This is a genomic window from Klebsiella sp. K5-204 (genome assembly GCF_030128585.1).
Lineage (GTDB): Bacteria > Pseudomonadota > Gammaproteobacteria > Enterobacterales > Enterobacteriaceae > Klebsiella > Klebsiella quasipneumoniae.
On the sequence record NZ_JAKUZS010000017.1, the window covers coordinates 1 to 16,068 of the forward strand.

The following is a 16,068-nucleotide window of genomic DNA, read 5'->3' on the forward strand; positions in this document are numbered from 1 at the left end:
TATGGCCCTGGTACGAGCGCTGAACAAAATGACGAAAGCAGGTATGCCTGAAAGCGTGCGTATTGCCTGAAAACACAACCCGCTACGGGGGAGACTTACCCGAAATCTGATTTATTCAACAAAGCCGTAATCTCCTGGTATGTACAAAGTATATATGCAGATGAAAAGGTGTTTGGATCTGACTGAGTGTAATTATAGTTCACGACTTATCTGCCAGCGGCTGAACTTCAGGTACAGGAATTCACGTTTATCACTCGTACCAGACTCTCCGGAGGACCAGGGGAATGACCGGGTCTGTTACGGTGAGGGAATCTGTAAACCTCAGGATTTTTGCCGGGAAAGTACGTATAACTGCTATCTTGATTAGTAAATGTTAAAATTTGTAGGTATCCACCCGTTAAACAAAATGATTAATATTTAAAAATACTCGTTGAGCACCCGTGCCGTAATAATGAAGTACATTAAAAACGTTATCCGGTCATGTGAAGCTGAGACCGTCTCTTCGTCATGTAAAATGCCGTACTTTCTTTGTCGTGAAGAATGACCGGGTTAAGTCCATAAGGTTGAGAGGAAGTCTGCTGATGTGATACGCTCAAGGCGAGATTTATCTCAGTGAGAACTCACGGCAACAAAAAGTTTTTGGACAACAAAACACAAAGTTGTTTTGGACTGTAGGAGTCCAAGAGACAATGACTTTACATACAACGCCGTGTAACGGATTTTACATTATTACAAATCCTGTGTTACAAGAGAGTTATGGACATGATTGAAAAAATATGTGAAGTAATTGATGGTGAATACGTCTGTGATATAGATATTAGCGTTGAAGAATGGAAGATTTTATTAAGGGATAAAAAAGTTTTTGATGACAAAAGTATTGCAGCGTTAAAAAAATGGTTCATTGAGCCAGACCATTCCTGTACATGTTTCGATATCGGCAAGAAGTACGACCTGCACAGTATGAGTGCTAATGGTGTAATCAATGGGTTGGGTGGAAGAGTTCAGAAGCAGCTTGGCCGATTCGAGGTTAAAGGAGTCGGAAAGATTGCTTCCGGGACAAAATTCATTACAGTCATGAAAAGTAGAGAAATTAAAGGAAACCCAAAGCGAAATTTATGGACTATTCGTGAAGAACTTGTTCAGGCAATAAAAGAACTAGATTTTTTTAGTACGAACGAAAGCTCAAGCATTGATTTTTACTCAGATAATGATTTGATCACTGCTCTAGAAGAAAGTAATCACTTTGACGTTACTCAGACATTTGAGTATAGCGAAAAAGCGAAACCTAAGAAAGCTGCAATAGAAGTCAAAAATGGACTCTCATACCCAAGAAGTAAATCTGTTTCAAAAAATGCGCTTAACAAAGCTGATTATAAATGTGAAATTAATTGCGACCATCCAACGTTCAGAAGGCGAAACTCTCCTCTAAATTACACAGAACCTCATCACATTGTCCCGATGTCAAAGCAAGACTATTTTGAGAATTCACTGGATGTGGAAGAGAATATCATATCACTATGTTGCAACTGCCATAAACAAATTCATCTTGGCAAGGGGTTTGAAGATATGTTGAGGAAAATATATGCCGAGCGGAAAGATGTATTAAAAAAAGCGGGAATCGAGATATTATTAGAGGATTTGATTCTTTTTTACAAGATGGAAGGTAATTAATCTTCGAGAAGATGCATGCTTATTTTTATTTTTTTAGCAATGAATGTGAAATACTGCCTGACTATCAATCCTGTCATGTGGTTCAGATTTATGGGGGAGGGTTTTAATATTTTACCAGCATGGCATGTCGATCAATCGGTTAAGTATAGCGCCAGGTAACCAGACGGATTTTCCCTCTCAGGCGGGAGTCGTTATCCATCGTCCAGTACCTGATTAAAAGTAGGGGTAATTACAAGAAAATTAAATTGTATGACTATTATTTCCGTTCAGAAAAGAAAGTTACATTAAAAACCCGAAATTGTTCGGGTTTTTAATTAGTTAAGTGCTATATATTTTCGTGTCCGGGGGTACCCTAAGAGGGTGCGCAAGACAACACTCCAATGTTCATTATTTATGACTGTCAAGCCATTTATTCATCTGCTCAATTTCACCTTTTTGAGCTTTAATGATGTCCTGCGCAAGCTTTCTCATTTCGGGATCTTTTCCGTATTTGAGCTCGGTCTCAGCCATTGCGATTGCCCCTTCATGGTGTGCGATCATACCTTTTGCAAAGGCCTTATCGGGATTGGATTCATTAACGGCGGCCATCATTTTTTCATGCATATTTTTCATGCCAGCCATATATTCCTGTGATGATGCCGATGAGTGCATATCTGACATTTTCATTTCCGAATGTTCAGCAGAAATGGCTGGCAGGGATAACATTAATATTACAAAAAGGGTGTTTTTGATTTTCATATAATAATTCCTTTCAGACAGGTACCGGTTAAGTGTAGCTGAGTCAGACAAAAAAGCCCCCTGACGGGGGGCAAAAATGTAGCAACGTTGTTTCAGGAAAATCTATCAGGGAAAAGGTAACAGCACGGATACTACCGTCGCATTCAGCCTGCATTGATCATGCGGCGGTGCGCTTCGGCCATGGCCTGATGTGGGCCGGATTGCCCGTTATTCATGAATTCATGGGCAACCGCTGCTCTTTCATGCTCATTCATCGCCGCGTAAGACGTTGACGGGACGGTCGTGGATACCGTGTTATTTCCCATCATCTTCTGATGACTTTCCACCATTTTCTGGTGCGCATCCGCCGAGCCGTTCGTCATGGTCTCATGAGCAATAATGGCCTGTTCATGCTGGTCCATACCGGTCATACGAGGAGCAGTCCCCTGGATCCCGACAGGAGCCGCAGCAGACTGCATCTGGTGAGCAGGAGCCTGTGCATTGTTGACGCGATCATGGATATTCACGGTTTCAGTGGCCCAGGCCGATGAAATTAAACCAAAGCCCAGCAAAGATGCTAATACGATATTTTTCATGATAACTCTCCATTTCTGAATTAGTGATGTCCGGGGAAGTACAACCGGTGTTTTCAGTTCCATAACTGAAACAAGTTCGGCAGCGTTTATTTCTCCGGAAGAGGGCTGGATATTCATTTCCTGGCGTACTCTGACGCCGGGTATTGATGAAGCAATCCAGCCTTCCTGATAAGTTGCACTAATTATATTGAATGGCTTCTGTTTGCTGCATGACAGGCTAATGACATCTTTGTCATTTACATCTTTATTTTCAGCATTGGGTTTCCGGGATCATTTTCTCCAGTCTGGGCACGGATAAGATAAAACGCGTGGAGCGTACGTCTGATTCCACCTGCACTCTTCCGTGATGTGCTTCCACGATTGACTTCACAATCGCAAGGCCGATGCCGCTGCCTTCTCCTTTTCGTTGTCTGGATGGATCCACCCGATAAAAACGGTCAAACAGCCTTGATAAATGTTCTTCAGGGATCGGTTTCCCCGGATTTTCAATCACAAGGTCAAAAAAGCTCTCCTGCTCTCTTATTGAGACGGTGATTGCCTGTCCCTCCGGGGTATAACGCAGGGCATTGGATAACAGATTATTGATCGCCCTTCTGAACATTTGTGGATCTCCCTCAACCAGGCAGGGCATCCCGTTAAATTTGAGCGTGATATTGCGTTCTTCGGCCCAGGCTTCGAAAAACTCGAAGACTTTCATGACTTCCGCTCTGAGGTCAAACATGACCCTGTCAGGTATCAGCTGATTATTATCTGCCTGTGCCAGGAACAGCATATCGCTGACCATTTTGGTCATCCGGTTATACTCTTCAAGACTGGAATAGAGGACATCCTCAAGTTCCCTCTGTGTTCGATCCTGACTCAGTGCGATTTCAGTCTGCGTCACCAGATTGGTGATGGGCGTTCTGATCTCATGCGCGATATCGGCAGAGAAATTGGCCTGGCGGGTAAAGACATCCTCAATTTTTCCAATCATATGATTGAACGAGATAACCAGTTGCTCCAGCTCAATGGGAACGCGTGTCGGTTCCAGTCGCGCATCAAGATTCTCGGAGGTGATGTTTTTAATGGCATTGCTGACATTACGAAGGGGCAGGTGCCCCTGACGGACAGCGATTCGAATGATCAGAACAATCAACAGGCTTATCACGACGGCAATCGCAATCAGGTTCTTTTTCAGCGCATCGAGGTAATGGAGATGGAAATTAATGGATAGGCCAGTCAGCATGACATAGTTCTGCTGTTTGCCCTGAAATATCGCCTGACCAGAGGAGGCGATAATCCTGTATGTTTCCATCTTCATTTCGGACCCGGTATCCATCGGTCCCGCAGGATCCTCCACCGTCCAGAGAAAGACATCCCGTGCGCGGCTGTGCTCGCTAAAATCTGCTGAATTCACTGCCGGGCGTAGTGCCGCCCCCTGAGCTGAGCTAAAGAGCACTTCACCCCTGGGATTGAGGAGCAAAAGGGCAACGTTGCGGTAGCTGGCAATTGATTCCTTTATTTTGCTTATTTTTTTATCATCCGGATCCACCGGGGACTGCAGTATACGGTTCAGTGTGGTGCTGATTTGTTGAAGATCGCTGACATCCTGCTCGGCAAAATGATTTTCAACAGAATGCAGCATAAACCAGGTGAAGGCGATAAAAGCCAGTATCGTGGACAGGCTGATAAAAAAGGTCAGCCGCAGAGCGAGTGAGAAAGGGCGTCTGGAAGGTTTGCTATGCATCCGGGACCTCCAGCATGTAGCCCACGCCCCGGACTGTCTGGATCAGCTTTGTCCCGTAATCGTTGTCTATTTTAGCGCGGAGTCGCTTTACTGCGACATCGATCGCATTAGTGTCGCTGTCAAAATTCATGTCCCAGACCTGAGAGGCAATCAGGGAGCGGGGAAGAACCTCTCCCTGATGGCGAATGAAGAATTCCAGCAGGCTGAACTCTTTACTGGTGAGCACAATGCGGTTTCCGGCGCGACTGACTTTTCTGGATACGAGATCAATCGAGAGGTCAGCCACCTTAAACTGGCTTTCCGTGATCATCGTGTTTCCCCGCCTCAGAAGGGTTCTCACCCGGGCGAGCAGTTCGGCAAACGCAAAGGGTTTAACCAGATAATCGTCCGCACCCAGTTCCAGTCCTTTGACCCTATGTTCGATCGTGCCGAGGGCTGTCAGCAGTAAGACCGGCATACCCTTTCCGGCAGTGCGCAGCATGCGGATGATATCCCAGCCGTTCACATCAGGTAGCATGATATCCAGAATGACTAAATCATACTCGGCTGTCATGGCGAGATGATATCCGGTAAGACCATTATCAGCGTGATCCACTACGAACCCTGCCTCTGTAAGCCCTTTGCTGAGATATTCACCTGTTTTAATTTCGTCTTCGACGATCAATATTTTCATCTTGCTCCCCGGCTGGCTGCTAATGTCATTCTATTGCGCCCACGATCGTTATCAACGGATTACAGCAAAAATGACAACATTGTCATTATCCTGTCACCCGGCAAACAGAGAGCGTTAGGTAAAGTACCCCTATCAATACTCTGGACTTCATTTGAACCATTTACCAGGTCTGCCTGGACGAGAAGCGTTATGTTCAAATTAAAATTACTCAGCATTAGCACGATATTCATCCTGGCAGGCTGCGTGTCGCTTGCGCCTGAATATCAGCGGCCCGCAGCACCGGTACCCCAGCAGTTTTCACTGTCCCATAACAGCCTGACGCCAGCGGTAAATGGCTATCAGGATACGGGCTGGCGTAACTTTTTTGTCGATCCCCAGGTTACCCGGTTGATCGGTGAAGCTCTGACTAATAACCGTGATTTGAGAATGGCTGCCCTGAAGGTTGAAGAGGCCCGAGCCCAGTTCAACGTCACGGATGCAGATCGTTATCCCCAGCTGAATGCCTCATCCGGGATAACATACAGCGGTGGTCTGAAAGGTGACAAGCCGACCACACAGGAGTACGACGCGAGACTGGAGCTCAGCTATGAGCTCGATTTTTTCGGCAAACTTAAGAACATGAGTGATGCTGACCGCCAGAACTACTTTGCCAGCGAAGAAGCCCGTCGGGCCGTACACATCCTGCTGGTCTCCAACGTTTCACAGAGCTATTTCAGCCAGCAACTGGCGTACGAACAACTCCGTATTGCGCGGGAAACGCTGAAAAATTATGAACAGTCCTATGCTTTCGTTGAGCAACAGCTCGTGACCGGGAGTACGAACGTTCTGGCACTTGAACAGGCGAGAGGACAAATCGAAAGTACCCGCGCCGAAATAGCCAAACGAGAAGGCGATCTGGCTCAGGCAAACAATGCCCTGCAACTGGTGCTGGGAACGTACCGCGCACTTCCGTCAGAAAAAGGGATGAAAGGCGGGGAGATCGCACCAGTAAAATTGCCACCAAATCTATCTTCACAAATTTTGCTGCAGCGACCGGATATTATGGAAGCGGAATATCAGCTGAAAGCGGCTGATGCCAATATTGGCGCAGCGCGAGCGGCCTTTTTCCCCTCCATTACCCTGACCAGTGGTCTTTCCGCAAGCAGTACGGAGCTGTCAAGCCTGTTTACGTCAGGAAGTGGAATGTGGAATTTTATCCCTAAAATTGAAATTCCTATTTTTAATGCTGGCAGGAATAAAGCCAATCTGAAGCTGGCTGAAATTCGCCAGCAACAATCGGTGGTTAATTACGAACAAAAAATTCAGTCAGCCTTTAAGGATGTTTCCGACACGCTTGCGCTGCGCGACAGCCTTAGCCAGCAACTTGAGTCACAGCAGCGTTATCTTGATTCACTTCAGATAACTCTCCAGCGTGCCAGAGGATTATATGCAAGTGGTGCTGTCAGTTACATCGAAGTGCTGGATGCAGAACGTTCCCTCTTCGCTACGCAGCAAACCATTCTCGATCTTACCTATTCCCGACAGGTTAACGAAATTAATCTGTTTACCGCGCTGGGTGGCGGTTGGGTAGAGTAAATTTATTTAATTAATCAGGAAATTAAAAATGCGTAATTCACTTAAAGCCGTTTTATTTGGTGCCTTCTCTGTCATGTTTTCTGCCGGTCTTCATGCTGAAACACATCAGCATGGCGATATGAATGCTGCCAGTGATGCTTCGGTACAGCAGGTTATCAAGGGCACCGGTGTCGTTAAAGACATTGATATGAATAGTAAAAAGATTACCATTTCGCACGAAGCAATCCCTGCGGTGGGCTGGCCTGCAATGACCATGCGCTTCACTTTTGTTAATGCAGACGACGCTATCAATGCCCTGAAAACCGGCAACCATGTCGATTTCTCGTTTATTCAGCAGGGCAATATCTCCTTACTCAAAAGCATTAACGTTACGCAATCCTGATTATCAGTCCGGAGCGAATACATCCAGTGCGCCTGAACATTCATTAAGGGATTACTGTGAATGAATGATCGGGCGCATATGCCAGGTGTTTTGATTTTTCAGCGAGAAATTGTATGGCTTCTTTAAAGATAAAATATGCTGCAATAATTATCAGCAGCCTCATAGCAGGGGGGCTGATATCGGTTACTGCCTGGCAGTATGTAAACTCATCACAAAAAACAGTACAAACCGAACAAAAGGCACCGGAGCGAAAGGTACTTTTCTGGTATGACCCGATGAAACCGGATACCAAATTTGATAAACCCGGAAAATCTCCCTTTATGGATATGGACCTGGTGCCAAAATATGCTGATGAAAGCGGCGATAAAAGCAGTGGCGGGATCCGTATCGATCCAACGCAGGTTCAGAATCTGGGATTAAAAACGCAAAAAGTCACGCGAGGAATGCTGAATTATTCTCAGACAATCCCGGCTAATGTCAGTTACAACGAGTATCAGTTTGTCATTGTGCAGGCGCGCTCTGACGGTTTCGTCGAAAAAGTGTATCCCCTGACGATTGGCGATCATGTGAAGAAAGGCACTCCGCTTATCGATATCACCATTCCTGAATGGGTTGAGGCACAAAGTGAGTTCCTGCTGTTATCCGGTACAGGCGGTACGTCAACCCAGATAAAAGGGGTTCTGGAGCGACTTCGTCTGGCTGGTATGCCGGAAGAGGATATTCAAAGGCTGCGTTCAACCCGCACAATCCAGACCCGTTTTACCATTAAAGCACCTATTGATGGTGTCATTACTGCGTTTGACCTGCGCACCGGAATGAATATTTCGAAAGATAAAGTAGTGGCTCAGATTCAGGGGATGGACCCGGTCTGGATCAGCGCTGCAGTGCCAGAATCTATCGCATATCTGCTGAAAGATACGTCGCAGTTTGAAATTTCGGTACCGGCTTATCCGGATAAAACATTCCATGTCGAAAAATGGAACATTCTTCCCAGCGTGGATCAGACAACCCGTACGCTTCAGGTCCGTCTCCAGGTTTCTAATAAGGATGAGTTTCTCAAGCCGGGCATGAATGCCTATCTGAAACTGAATACCAAGAGCCAGGAGATGCTGCTGATACCAAGCCAGGCCGTTATCGATACCGGCAAAGAACAGCGCGTGATTACTGTTGATGATGAAGGCAAGTTTGTGCCGAAACAGATCCACGTTCTGCATGAATCACAGCAACAGTCCGGCATCGGTTCCGGCCTGAATGAAGGCGATACCGTGGTGGTCAGTGGCCTGTTCCTCATTGACTCCGAAGCCAATATTACGGGCGCGCTGGAACGTATGCGCCACCCTGAAAAAACAGAAAGCAGTATGCCAGCAATGTCTGACCAGCCTGTAAATATGCATTCAGGGCACTGAGGAGACGACGATGATTGAATGGATTATCCGGCGCTCTGTCGCCAACCGTTTCCTGGTCATGATGGGCGCACTGTTTCTCAGCATCTGGGGTACATGGACGATTATTAACACGCCGGTCGATGCCTTGCCTGACCTGTCAGATGTGCAGGTCATTATCAAAACCAGCTATCCCGGCCAGGCCCCGCAGATTGTAGAAAACCAGGTCACCTATCCACTTACCACCACCATGCTGTCCGTACCTGGCGCAAAAACCGTGCGTGGTTTTTCACAGTTCGGGGATTCGTATGTGTATGTCATTTTTGAAGACGGCACCGATCTGTACTGGGCCCGTTCCCGCGTGCTGGAATATCTGAATCAGGTTCAGGGAAAACTGCCTGCCGGTGTGAGCTCTGAAATCGGTCCTGATGCCACGGGTGTGGGCTGGATTTTTGAATATGCCCTTGTCGATCGCAACGGAAAACACGACCTTTCAGAACTGCGCTCTCTGCAGGACTGGTTCCTGAAATTTGAGCTGAAAACCATCCCGAACGTGGCTGAGGTCGCTTCGGTTGGCGGCGTGGTGAAACAGTACCAGATTCAGGTCAATCCGGTAAAACTGTCCCAGTACGGTATCAGCCTGCCCGAAGTGAAACAGGCACTTGAATCGTCTAACCAGGAGGCCGGTGGCTCATCCGTTGAAATGGCCGAAGCGGAGTATATGGTCCGTGCCAGCGGTTATCTTCAGAGCATTGATGATTTTAATAACATCGTCCTGAAAACAGGTGAGAACGGCGTGCCGGTTTATCTGCGGGATGTTGCCCGCGTGCAGACCGGGCCCGAAATGAGGCGTGGTATTGCCGAGCTGAACGGCCAGGGAGAAGTCGCTGGCGGCGTGGTGATCCTGCGGTCGGGTAAAAATGCGCGCGACGTTATCACGGCAGTGAGGGATAAACTGGAGACGCTGAAGGCCAGCCTGCCGGAAGGCGTTGAAATCGTGACCACCTACGATCGCAGCCAGTTAATCGACCGGGCGATTGATAACCTCAGTTACAAGCTTCTTGAAGAGTTTATCGTTGTTGCTGTCGTTTGCGCACTGTTCCTCTGGCATGTCCGTTCTGCCCTGGTGGCGATTATTTCTCTGCCACTTGGCCTGTGTATCGCCTTTATCGTCATGCACTTCCAGGGACTGAACGCCAATATCATGTCGCTGGGAGGGATAGCGATTGCCGTCGGTGCGATGGTGGATGCCGCCATTGTGATGATTGAAAATGCGCACAAACGGCTTGAGGAGTGGGATCATCAGCATCCGGGTGAGCAGATTGACAACGCCACCCGCTGGAAGGTGATTACCGACGCCTCCGTGGAAGTGGGACCCGCGTTGTTCATTAGCCTGCTGATCATCACCCTGTCCTTTATTCCTATCTTTACCCTGGAAGGGCAGGAAGGTCGTCTGTTTGGCCCGCTGGCATTCACGAAAACGTACTCCATGGCGGGAGCGGCCGCACTGGCCATCATCGTCATTCCTATTCTGATGGGATTCTGGATCCGGGGGAAAATTCCTGCCGAGACAAGTAACCCCCTGAACCGGGTGCTGATCAAAGCGTATCATCCTTTGCTGCTGCGGGTCCTCCACTGGCCAAAAACAACCCTGCTGGTTGCGGCCTTGTCCATTTTCACGGTTATCTGGCCACTGAGTCAGGTGGGCGGTGAATTTCTGCCGAAGATTAACGAGGGCGATCTGCTGTATATGCCGTCGACCTTGCCTGGCGTCTCTCCGGCAGAAGCTGCAGCGCTCCTGCAGACAACAGACAAGTTAATCAAAAGCGTTCCTGAAGTGGCTTCTGTATTTGGCAAGACCGGTAAAGCAGAGACCGCAACGGATTCCGCGCCGCTCGAAATGGTGGAAACCACGATCCAGCTCAAACCTGAGGATCAGTGGCGTCCCGGCATGACAATTGACAAGATTATTGATGAACTCGACAGGACAGTCCGTTTACCGGGTCTGGCAAACCTCTGGGTGCCGCCTATCCGTAACCGTATTGATATGCTCTCAACCGGGATCAAAAGCCCGATAGGTATCAAAGTGTCCGGGACTGTTCTGTCCGATATCGACGCGACGGCGCAGAGTATCGAGGCGGTAGCCAAAACCGTGCCTGGCGTGGTGTCTGTCCTGGCTGAGCGACTTGAGGGCGGGCGCTACATCGATATCGATATCAACCGGGAGAAAGCTTCCCGGTACGGGATGACTGTGGGCGACGTCCAGCTGTTCGTCTCTTCAGCAATCGGTGGGGCTATGGTGGGTGAGACGGTTGAAGGCGTGGCCCGGTACCCTATTAACATTCGCTATCCGCAGGATTACCGTAACAGTCCGCAGGCGTTGAGAGAGATGCCAATCCTGACCCCAATGAAGCAGCAAATTACGCTGGGCGATGTTGCCGATATTAAGGTCGTTTCCGGACCAACCATGCTGAAAACCGAAAATGCCCGGCCAGCCAGCTGGATTTATGTTGATGCCCGCGGCAGGGACATGGTGTCGGTGGTGAACGATATTAAGACGGCCATCAGTGAGAAAGTGAAACTGAGACCGGGGACCAGTGTGGCATTCTCAGGACAGTTTGAATTACTCGAGCACGCCAATAAGAAATTAAAACTGATGGTACCGATGACGGTGATGATCATCTTCATCCTGTTATATCTGGCATTCCGCCGGGCTGATGAGGCCTTACTTATTCTGATGAGCCTGCCGTTTGCCCTGGTTGGCGGGATATGGTTCCTGTACTGGCAGGGCTTCCATATGTCAGTGGCGACCGGAACCGGGTTTATCGCCCTGGCCGGGGTGGCAGCAGAGTTTGGCGTGGTCATGCTGATGTATCTGCGTCATGCCATTGAAGCGCACCCGGAATTGTCCCGTAAAGAGACGTTCACACCGGAAGGCCTTGATGAAGCCCTCTATCATGGTGCCGTACTGCGTGTCCGGCCGAAAGCCATGACCGTGGCGGTGATCATTGCGGGTCTGCTGCCAATACTCTGGGGAACCGGTGCAGGTTCAGAAGTCATGAGCCGTATCGCGGCACCCATGATTGGTGGGATGATCACGGCTCCGCTGCTGTCCCTGTTCATTATTCCTGCCGCCTACAAATTAATCTGGCTGCGCAGACATAAAAAAAGCGTGTCCTGAACCTGAAAGGGCACCCCCTGTGGGTGTCCTTCTTTACTGATTCACCCTGACGTCAGGGTTTATATCGATAATATACAGAGGTGAGTATGAAAAAAGTGGTTCTAATGGCGCTGGCTCTCGGCCTTTCACTACCCGCGATGGCGAGTGAAAAAATCATTGATATGTACAAATCTGAAAACTGTGGCTGTTGTTCCCTGTGGGGCAAAGCGATGGAAAAAGACGGGTTTGAAGTACGAACTCACGTCATGAATGATCAGGCGCTGTCAGCCCTGAAAGAAAAGCATGCTATTCCTGCAGGACTACGAAGTTGTCATACCGCGGTTGCCGGTAATTTGATCATTGAAGGCCATGTGCCTGCGACAACGATACATAAGGCAATGCAGTCTGGTTCGGTTATATACGGTCTCGCCACCCCCGGTATGCCAGCAGGAAGTCCTGGAATGGAGATGGGAGCCCGAAAAGAGGCTTACGATGTTATCGCATTCTCACCGGATGGAAGTAAAAAAGTCTTCCAGCGAATCGAATAGTCAGCGGAACGGCTGATAACGGGACGCCGGTAGCAGGCACTCCTGTGCCGGCGATATTCGTGGTAATCGCATCCATGACATACCCTGAAGACAGAAGATGCTTCGGTATGCATAAGGAGAGTTACTGTGAAAAATGACAATGCAGTGCAACACAACAACCAGACTGCTTCTGAGCAGACATTATCCCCGGACGAGGGCCACGTATTGCATAAGGTGAGAGATCCCGTGTGCGGGATGGCCATCCTGCCCGACAGGGCGCACAGCAGCATTCGATACCAGGACCACCAACTTTATTTCTGCTCCGCCAGCTGTGAGAGTAAATTTAAAGCCCATCCCGATCGTTATCTTACCGAAGATGCCAGTGAACATTCCCATCACCATCACCACGATCATCACGAAGTCAGCCCTGATCAGATAAAACAGCCTCACAACCAGGCGGAAAAAGAGAATTCTGAAGGTGTGTGGACATGTCCGATGCACCCGGAGATACGCCGCAGTGGTCCCGGAAGCTGTCCTGTCTGTGGAATGGCACTGGAGCCGCTCGTAGCTACGGCATCCACGGGGCCGAGTGATGAACTTCACGACATGACAAGACGCTTCTGGCTGGGGTTGTTGCTGGCGTTTCCGGTTCTGGTACTCGAAATGGGATCTCATCTGTTTCCCGACTTGAGGAATACAGTACCGCCACAGTACAACACATGGCTGCAGTTGCTTCTGGCCTCCCCTGTCGTGTTGTGGTGTGGCTGGCCATTCTTCGCCCGGGCCGGAATGTCGTTACGTAACCGCTCCCTGAATATGTTTACCCTTGTTGCAATGGGGACCGGCGTAGCCTGGGTTTACAGCGTCATTGCAACCGTCTTCCCCTCCTGGTTTCCTGCATCGTTCAGAAACATGGATGGCCTGGTGGCCGTTTATTTTGAAGCCGCAGCAGTTATTACGGTGCTTGTTCTGCTGGGACAGGTTCTTGAGCTGCGGGCACGGGAACAAACCTCAGGCGCCATTACTGCGCTTCTGAACCTTGCCCCCAAAACCGCCAGACGGCTGGATCATGACGGTCATGAAACGGATATTAATGCGGAAGATGTCCTGCCTGGCGATAAGCTCCGCATCAGACCTGGAGAGAGTATTCCGGTCGACGGTATCGTGATCGAAGGCAAAACAACCGTTGATGAATCGATGGTGACCGGGGAGTCTATGCCGGTTACCAAAACGAAGGGTGACCCTGTCATTGGGGGGACGATTAATCAGACAGGTAGTCTTATCATCCGTGCAGAGAAAGTCGGTGATGAAACGATGCTCTCACGAATTGTTCAGATGGTCGCTGATGCACAGCGTTCGCGTGCCCCCATCCAGAGAATGGCAGACAGCGTTTCAGGCTGGTTTGTTCCTCTGGTGATACTTATCGCGGTTGTTGCTTTCTTGATCTGGTCTGTCTGGGGGCCCGAGCCCAGGATGGCGCACGGTCTCATTGCGGCTGTGTCGGTCCTGATTATTGCCTGTCCCTGCGCGCTGGGACTGGCCACGCCGATGTCGATAATGGTGGGGGTGGGCAAAGGCGCCCAGGCCGGGGTGTTAATCAAGAATGCCGAAGCCCTTGAGCGTCTTGAAAAAGTGGACACGCTGGTTGTCGACAAAACAGGCACGCTCACGGAAGGTTCGCCTACGGTGACAGGGATTATCAGTCTCAGTCCGGGTGGGGAAATATCTCTTTTACGTGTAACAGCTGCAGTGGAAAAAGGTTCGCAGCATCCGTTGGGTATGGCTGTTGTCAGAGCCGCGCATGAAAAGGGGATCGTGATACCTGCCGTCAGTAATTTCAATGCCCCGTCGGGGAAAGGTGTCTCAGGCGATGTCGAAGGTCAACGGGTTGTTATTGGTAATGAACTGGCTATGCAGGAAAACAGTATCGTTATTGATAATCAAAAGGCCGTTGCGGATACGTTGCGGATGGAAGGCGCTACCGTTATCTATGTGGCCACAGACGGGAACCTTGCAGGCCTGATAGCTATCTCGGATCCCGTGAAAGCAACCACGCCGGATGCGCTTAAAGCTTTGCGTCAGGCGGGGATCCGCATTGTTATGCTCACCGGGGATAACCAGCTTACTGCTGAAGCAGTCGCACGGAAACTGGGAATAGATGAGGTTGAAGCCGGGATTCTGCCGGATGGCAAAAAAGCAGTGATAACCCGACTGAAAGCGTCTGGCCATGTGGTTGCGATGGCCGGAGACGGTGTGAATGATGCCCCGGCGCTGGCAGCGGCTGACGTGGGAATAGCCATGGGAACGGGTACAGATGTGGCAATTGAAAGTGCCGGAGTCACCCTTCTCAAAGGCGACTTGATGATACTGAACAGGGCCCGTCATCTGTCAGAAATCACCATGAAAAATATCCGACAGAATCTGTTTTTTGCATTTATCTACAACGCACTTGGCGTGCCTGTGGCTGCAGGCCTGCTTTATCCTGTGTATGGAATACTGCTGTCGCCAGTTATTGCGGCGGCGGCCATGGCTCTTTCCTCCGTCAGCGTCATTGTGAATGCGTTGCGTCTGAAAAGTGTCAGGCTCGGGAAATAACACTGAGTGAAGGGGCTGTTACGAACAGAAGGAGTCCAGTATGAAAAGTACCACCTATGCGCTTATTGCTGTCGCCGCGATCGCGGCATTTGCCCTCCTGCGCGAACACTGGTCACATGTGGCAGGTTACTGGCCATATCTGTTATTGCTGGTCTGCCCGCTAATGCATCTTTTCCACGGCCACGGAGGGCATGGAGATCATCAACATCAAGGAAGTGAAAACGATAAAAAAAATTAATCCGGCAGACGGGGCCGCGTCGCGGCCCCGTTATCAGTCCAGGTATCGTTCGTAGTCTCTGGCATGCGCAAAGGCATGCTGTTCAAGTTTGTTATCAGCGGGTGCCGCTGCCCGGAACGCCAGTGAGTTAACAGGATTGTTATTGATGACCAGCTCGTAATGCAGATGAGGACCGGATGAACGTCCGCTGTTACCGGATAACGCAATAGCGCCTCCCCGGGTAACCCTGGCCCCTTTAGTAACGAGTATTTTATTGAGGTGGAGATAGCGAGTTTTAACACCGGCTTTTCCTGTTACTTCAACAAAATATCCCATGGTGCTGTTGTATTCGGCCCGGGTGATTTTTCCGTCGATGACGCTGACTATTTTCGTGTTCATGGGCATGGAATAATCAATGCCATTATGGGGACTCACTTTTCCCGATACCGGGTTAAGTCTTGCAGGATTGAAAGGCGAACTGAGTCTTGCTGTGGCCGGTAACGGATAATCGAGACTGCCTTTCCCGGAAGTATCGGAAAGGTTATAGAACTTTTTATCTGATATACGATACGCCGTGTAATTAAATGAACCGGACGTAAATTTATAGGCCACGACACGTGATTTTCCCGCTTTCTTTTGCAGTACGAGTTTTAATGATTCATTTTTTTTCAAATGCCGCAGATTAAACCGGGAAGGCAAGGAGCGCTGAAGAGTAGCGATCTCGTTCGATTCCAGCCCCGAGCGGGTGGCTGAAAGGTAGGCATTTTCTTTTACGACATCGGTAGAATACATTTACTGGAATTCGCCGTTAGCATGAACACTGCGGCGTATGCTAGGGGTTTTCAGG

The 16,068-nt window shown here is 49.2% G+C and carries 14 protein-coding genes; 9 read left to right on the forward strand and 5 right to left on the reverse strand.

What is annotated here, in order from left to right:
* Together MKR05_RS25690 and MKR05_RS25695 are read left to right on the forward strand one after the other, a co-directional pair.
* The coding region (locus tag MKR05_RS25690) for a hypothetical protein (RefSeq protein WP_223349232.1) at window positions 1-70 on the forward strand (70 nt) is incomplete at its 5' end.
* Between the two features lie 692 nt (window positions 71-762).
* Window positions 763-1,671: an HNH endonuclease gene (locus tag MKR05_RS25695; protein ID WP_001372261.1), complete on the forward strand. Its 909-nt coding sequence runs from the start codon at window positions 763-765 to the stop codon at window positions 1,669-1,671.
* 387 nt (window positions 1,672-2,058) lie between these two features.
* On the opposite strand, the gene MKR05_RS25700 is transcribed toward MKR05_RS25695, so the two are convergent.
* The 4 genes from MKR05_RS25700 to silR form a co-directional block, all read right to left on the reverse strand.
* Window positions 2,059-2,409 carry a DUF305 domain-containing protein gene (locus MKR05_RS25700; RefSeq protein ID WP_000694953.1) on the reverse strand — a complete coding sequence of 117 codons (351 nt, stop codon included), beginning with the start codon at window positions 2,407-2,409 and terminating at the stop codon, window positions 2,059-2,061.
* A 143-nt stretch (window positions 2,410-2,552) separates the two neighbouring features.
* Window positions 2,553-2,984 (reverse strand): silver-binding protein SilE, encoded by a 432-nt coding sequence (gene silE / locus MKR05_RS25705; RefSeq protein WP_000790483.1) that lies wholly within the window; start codon window positions 2,982-2,984, stop codon window positions 2,553-2,555.
* 250 nt (window positions 2,985-3,234) lie between these two features.
* Window positions 3,235-4,710 (reverse strand): copper/silver sensor histidine kinase SilS, encoded by a 1,476-nt coding sequence (silS, locus tag MKR05_RS25710; protein ID WP_000555737.1) that lies wholly within the window; start codon window positions 4,708-4,710, stop codon window positions 3,235-3,237.
* Window positions 4,703-5,383 (reverse strand): copper/silver response regulator transcription factor SilR, encoded by a 681-nt coding sequence (gene silR, locus MKR05_RS25715; protein ID WP_000697969.1) that lies wholly within the window; start codon window positions 5,381-5,383, stop codon window positions 4,703-4,705. The genes silS and silR overlap by 8 nt, the downstream gene beginning before the upstream one ends.
* 189 nt (window positions 5,384-5,572) lie before the next feature.
* Between silR and silC the strand changes: the two genes are divergently transcribed.
* From silC to MKR05_RS25750, 7 genes are all read left to right on the forward strand, one after another.
* Window positions 5,573-6,958, forward strand: coding sequence for a Cu(+)/Ag(+) efflux RND transporter outer membrane channel SilC (gene silC, locus MKR05_RS25720; RefSeq protein WP_000475503.1), 1,386 nt, complete (start codon window positions 5,573-5,575; stop codon window positions 6,956-6,958).
* 28 nt (window positions 6,959-6,986) lie between these two features.
* Entirely contained in the window at window positions 6,987-7,340 is a 354-nt protein-coding gene (gene cusF / locus MKR05_RS25725; RefSeq protein WP_001246153.1) for a cation efflux system protein CusF, read from the forward strand.
* A 113-nt stretch (window positions 7,341-7,453) separates the two neighbouring features.
* Window positions 7,454-8,746 (forward strand): Cu(+)/Ag(+) efflux RND transporter periplasmic adaptor subunit SilB, encoded by a 1,293-nt coding sequence (silB, locus tag MKR05_RS25730; protein WP_004098959.1) that lies wholly within the window; start codon window positions 7,454-7,456, stop codon window positions 8,744-8,746.
* 10 nt (window positions 8,747-8,756) lie between these two features.
* Window positions 8,757-11,903, forward strand: coding sequence for a Cu(+)/Ag(+) efflux RND transporter permease subunit SilA (gene silA, locus MKR05_RS25735; RefSeq protein WP_004098958.1), 3,147 nt, complete (start codon window positions 8,757-8,759; stop codon window positions 11,901-11,903).
* Between the two features lie 86 nt (window positions 11,904-11,989).
* Window positions 11,990-12,430, forward strand: coding sequence for a DUF411 domain-containing protein (locus MKR05_RS25740; RefSeq protein ID WP_048292266.1), 441 nt, complete (start codon window positions 11,990-11,992; stop codon window positions 12,428-12,430).
* 126 nt (window positions 12,431-12,556) lie between these two features.
* Window positions 12,557-15,004 (forward strand): Ag(+)-translocating P-type ATPase SilP, encoded by a 2,448-nt coding sequence (gene silP, locus MKR05_RS25745; RefSeq protein ID WP_004187133.1) that lies wholly within the window; start codon window positions 12,557-12,559, stop codon window positions 15,002-15,004.
* Window positions 15,005-15,044: 40 nt separating this feature from the next.
* On the forward strand, window positions 15,045-15,242 hold the full coding sequence (locus tag MKR05_RS25750) for a DUF2933 domain-containing protein (RefSeq protein WP_000843497.1): 198 nt from the start codon (window positions 15,045-15,047) through the stop codon (window positions 15,240-15,242).
* Between the two features lie 33 nt (window positions 15,243-15,275).
* Here the strand turns inward: MKR05_RS25750 and MKR05_RS25755 are convergent, their stop codons facing one another.
* Complete coding sequence (locus MKR05_RS25755) at window positions 15,276-16,013, reverse strand: peptidoglycan DD-metalloendopeptidase family protein (RefSeq protein WP_000287501.1); 738 nt, start codon at window positions 16,011-16,013, stop codon at window positions 15,276-15,278.
* Window positions 16,014-16,068 lie beyond the last annotated feature (55 nt).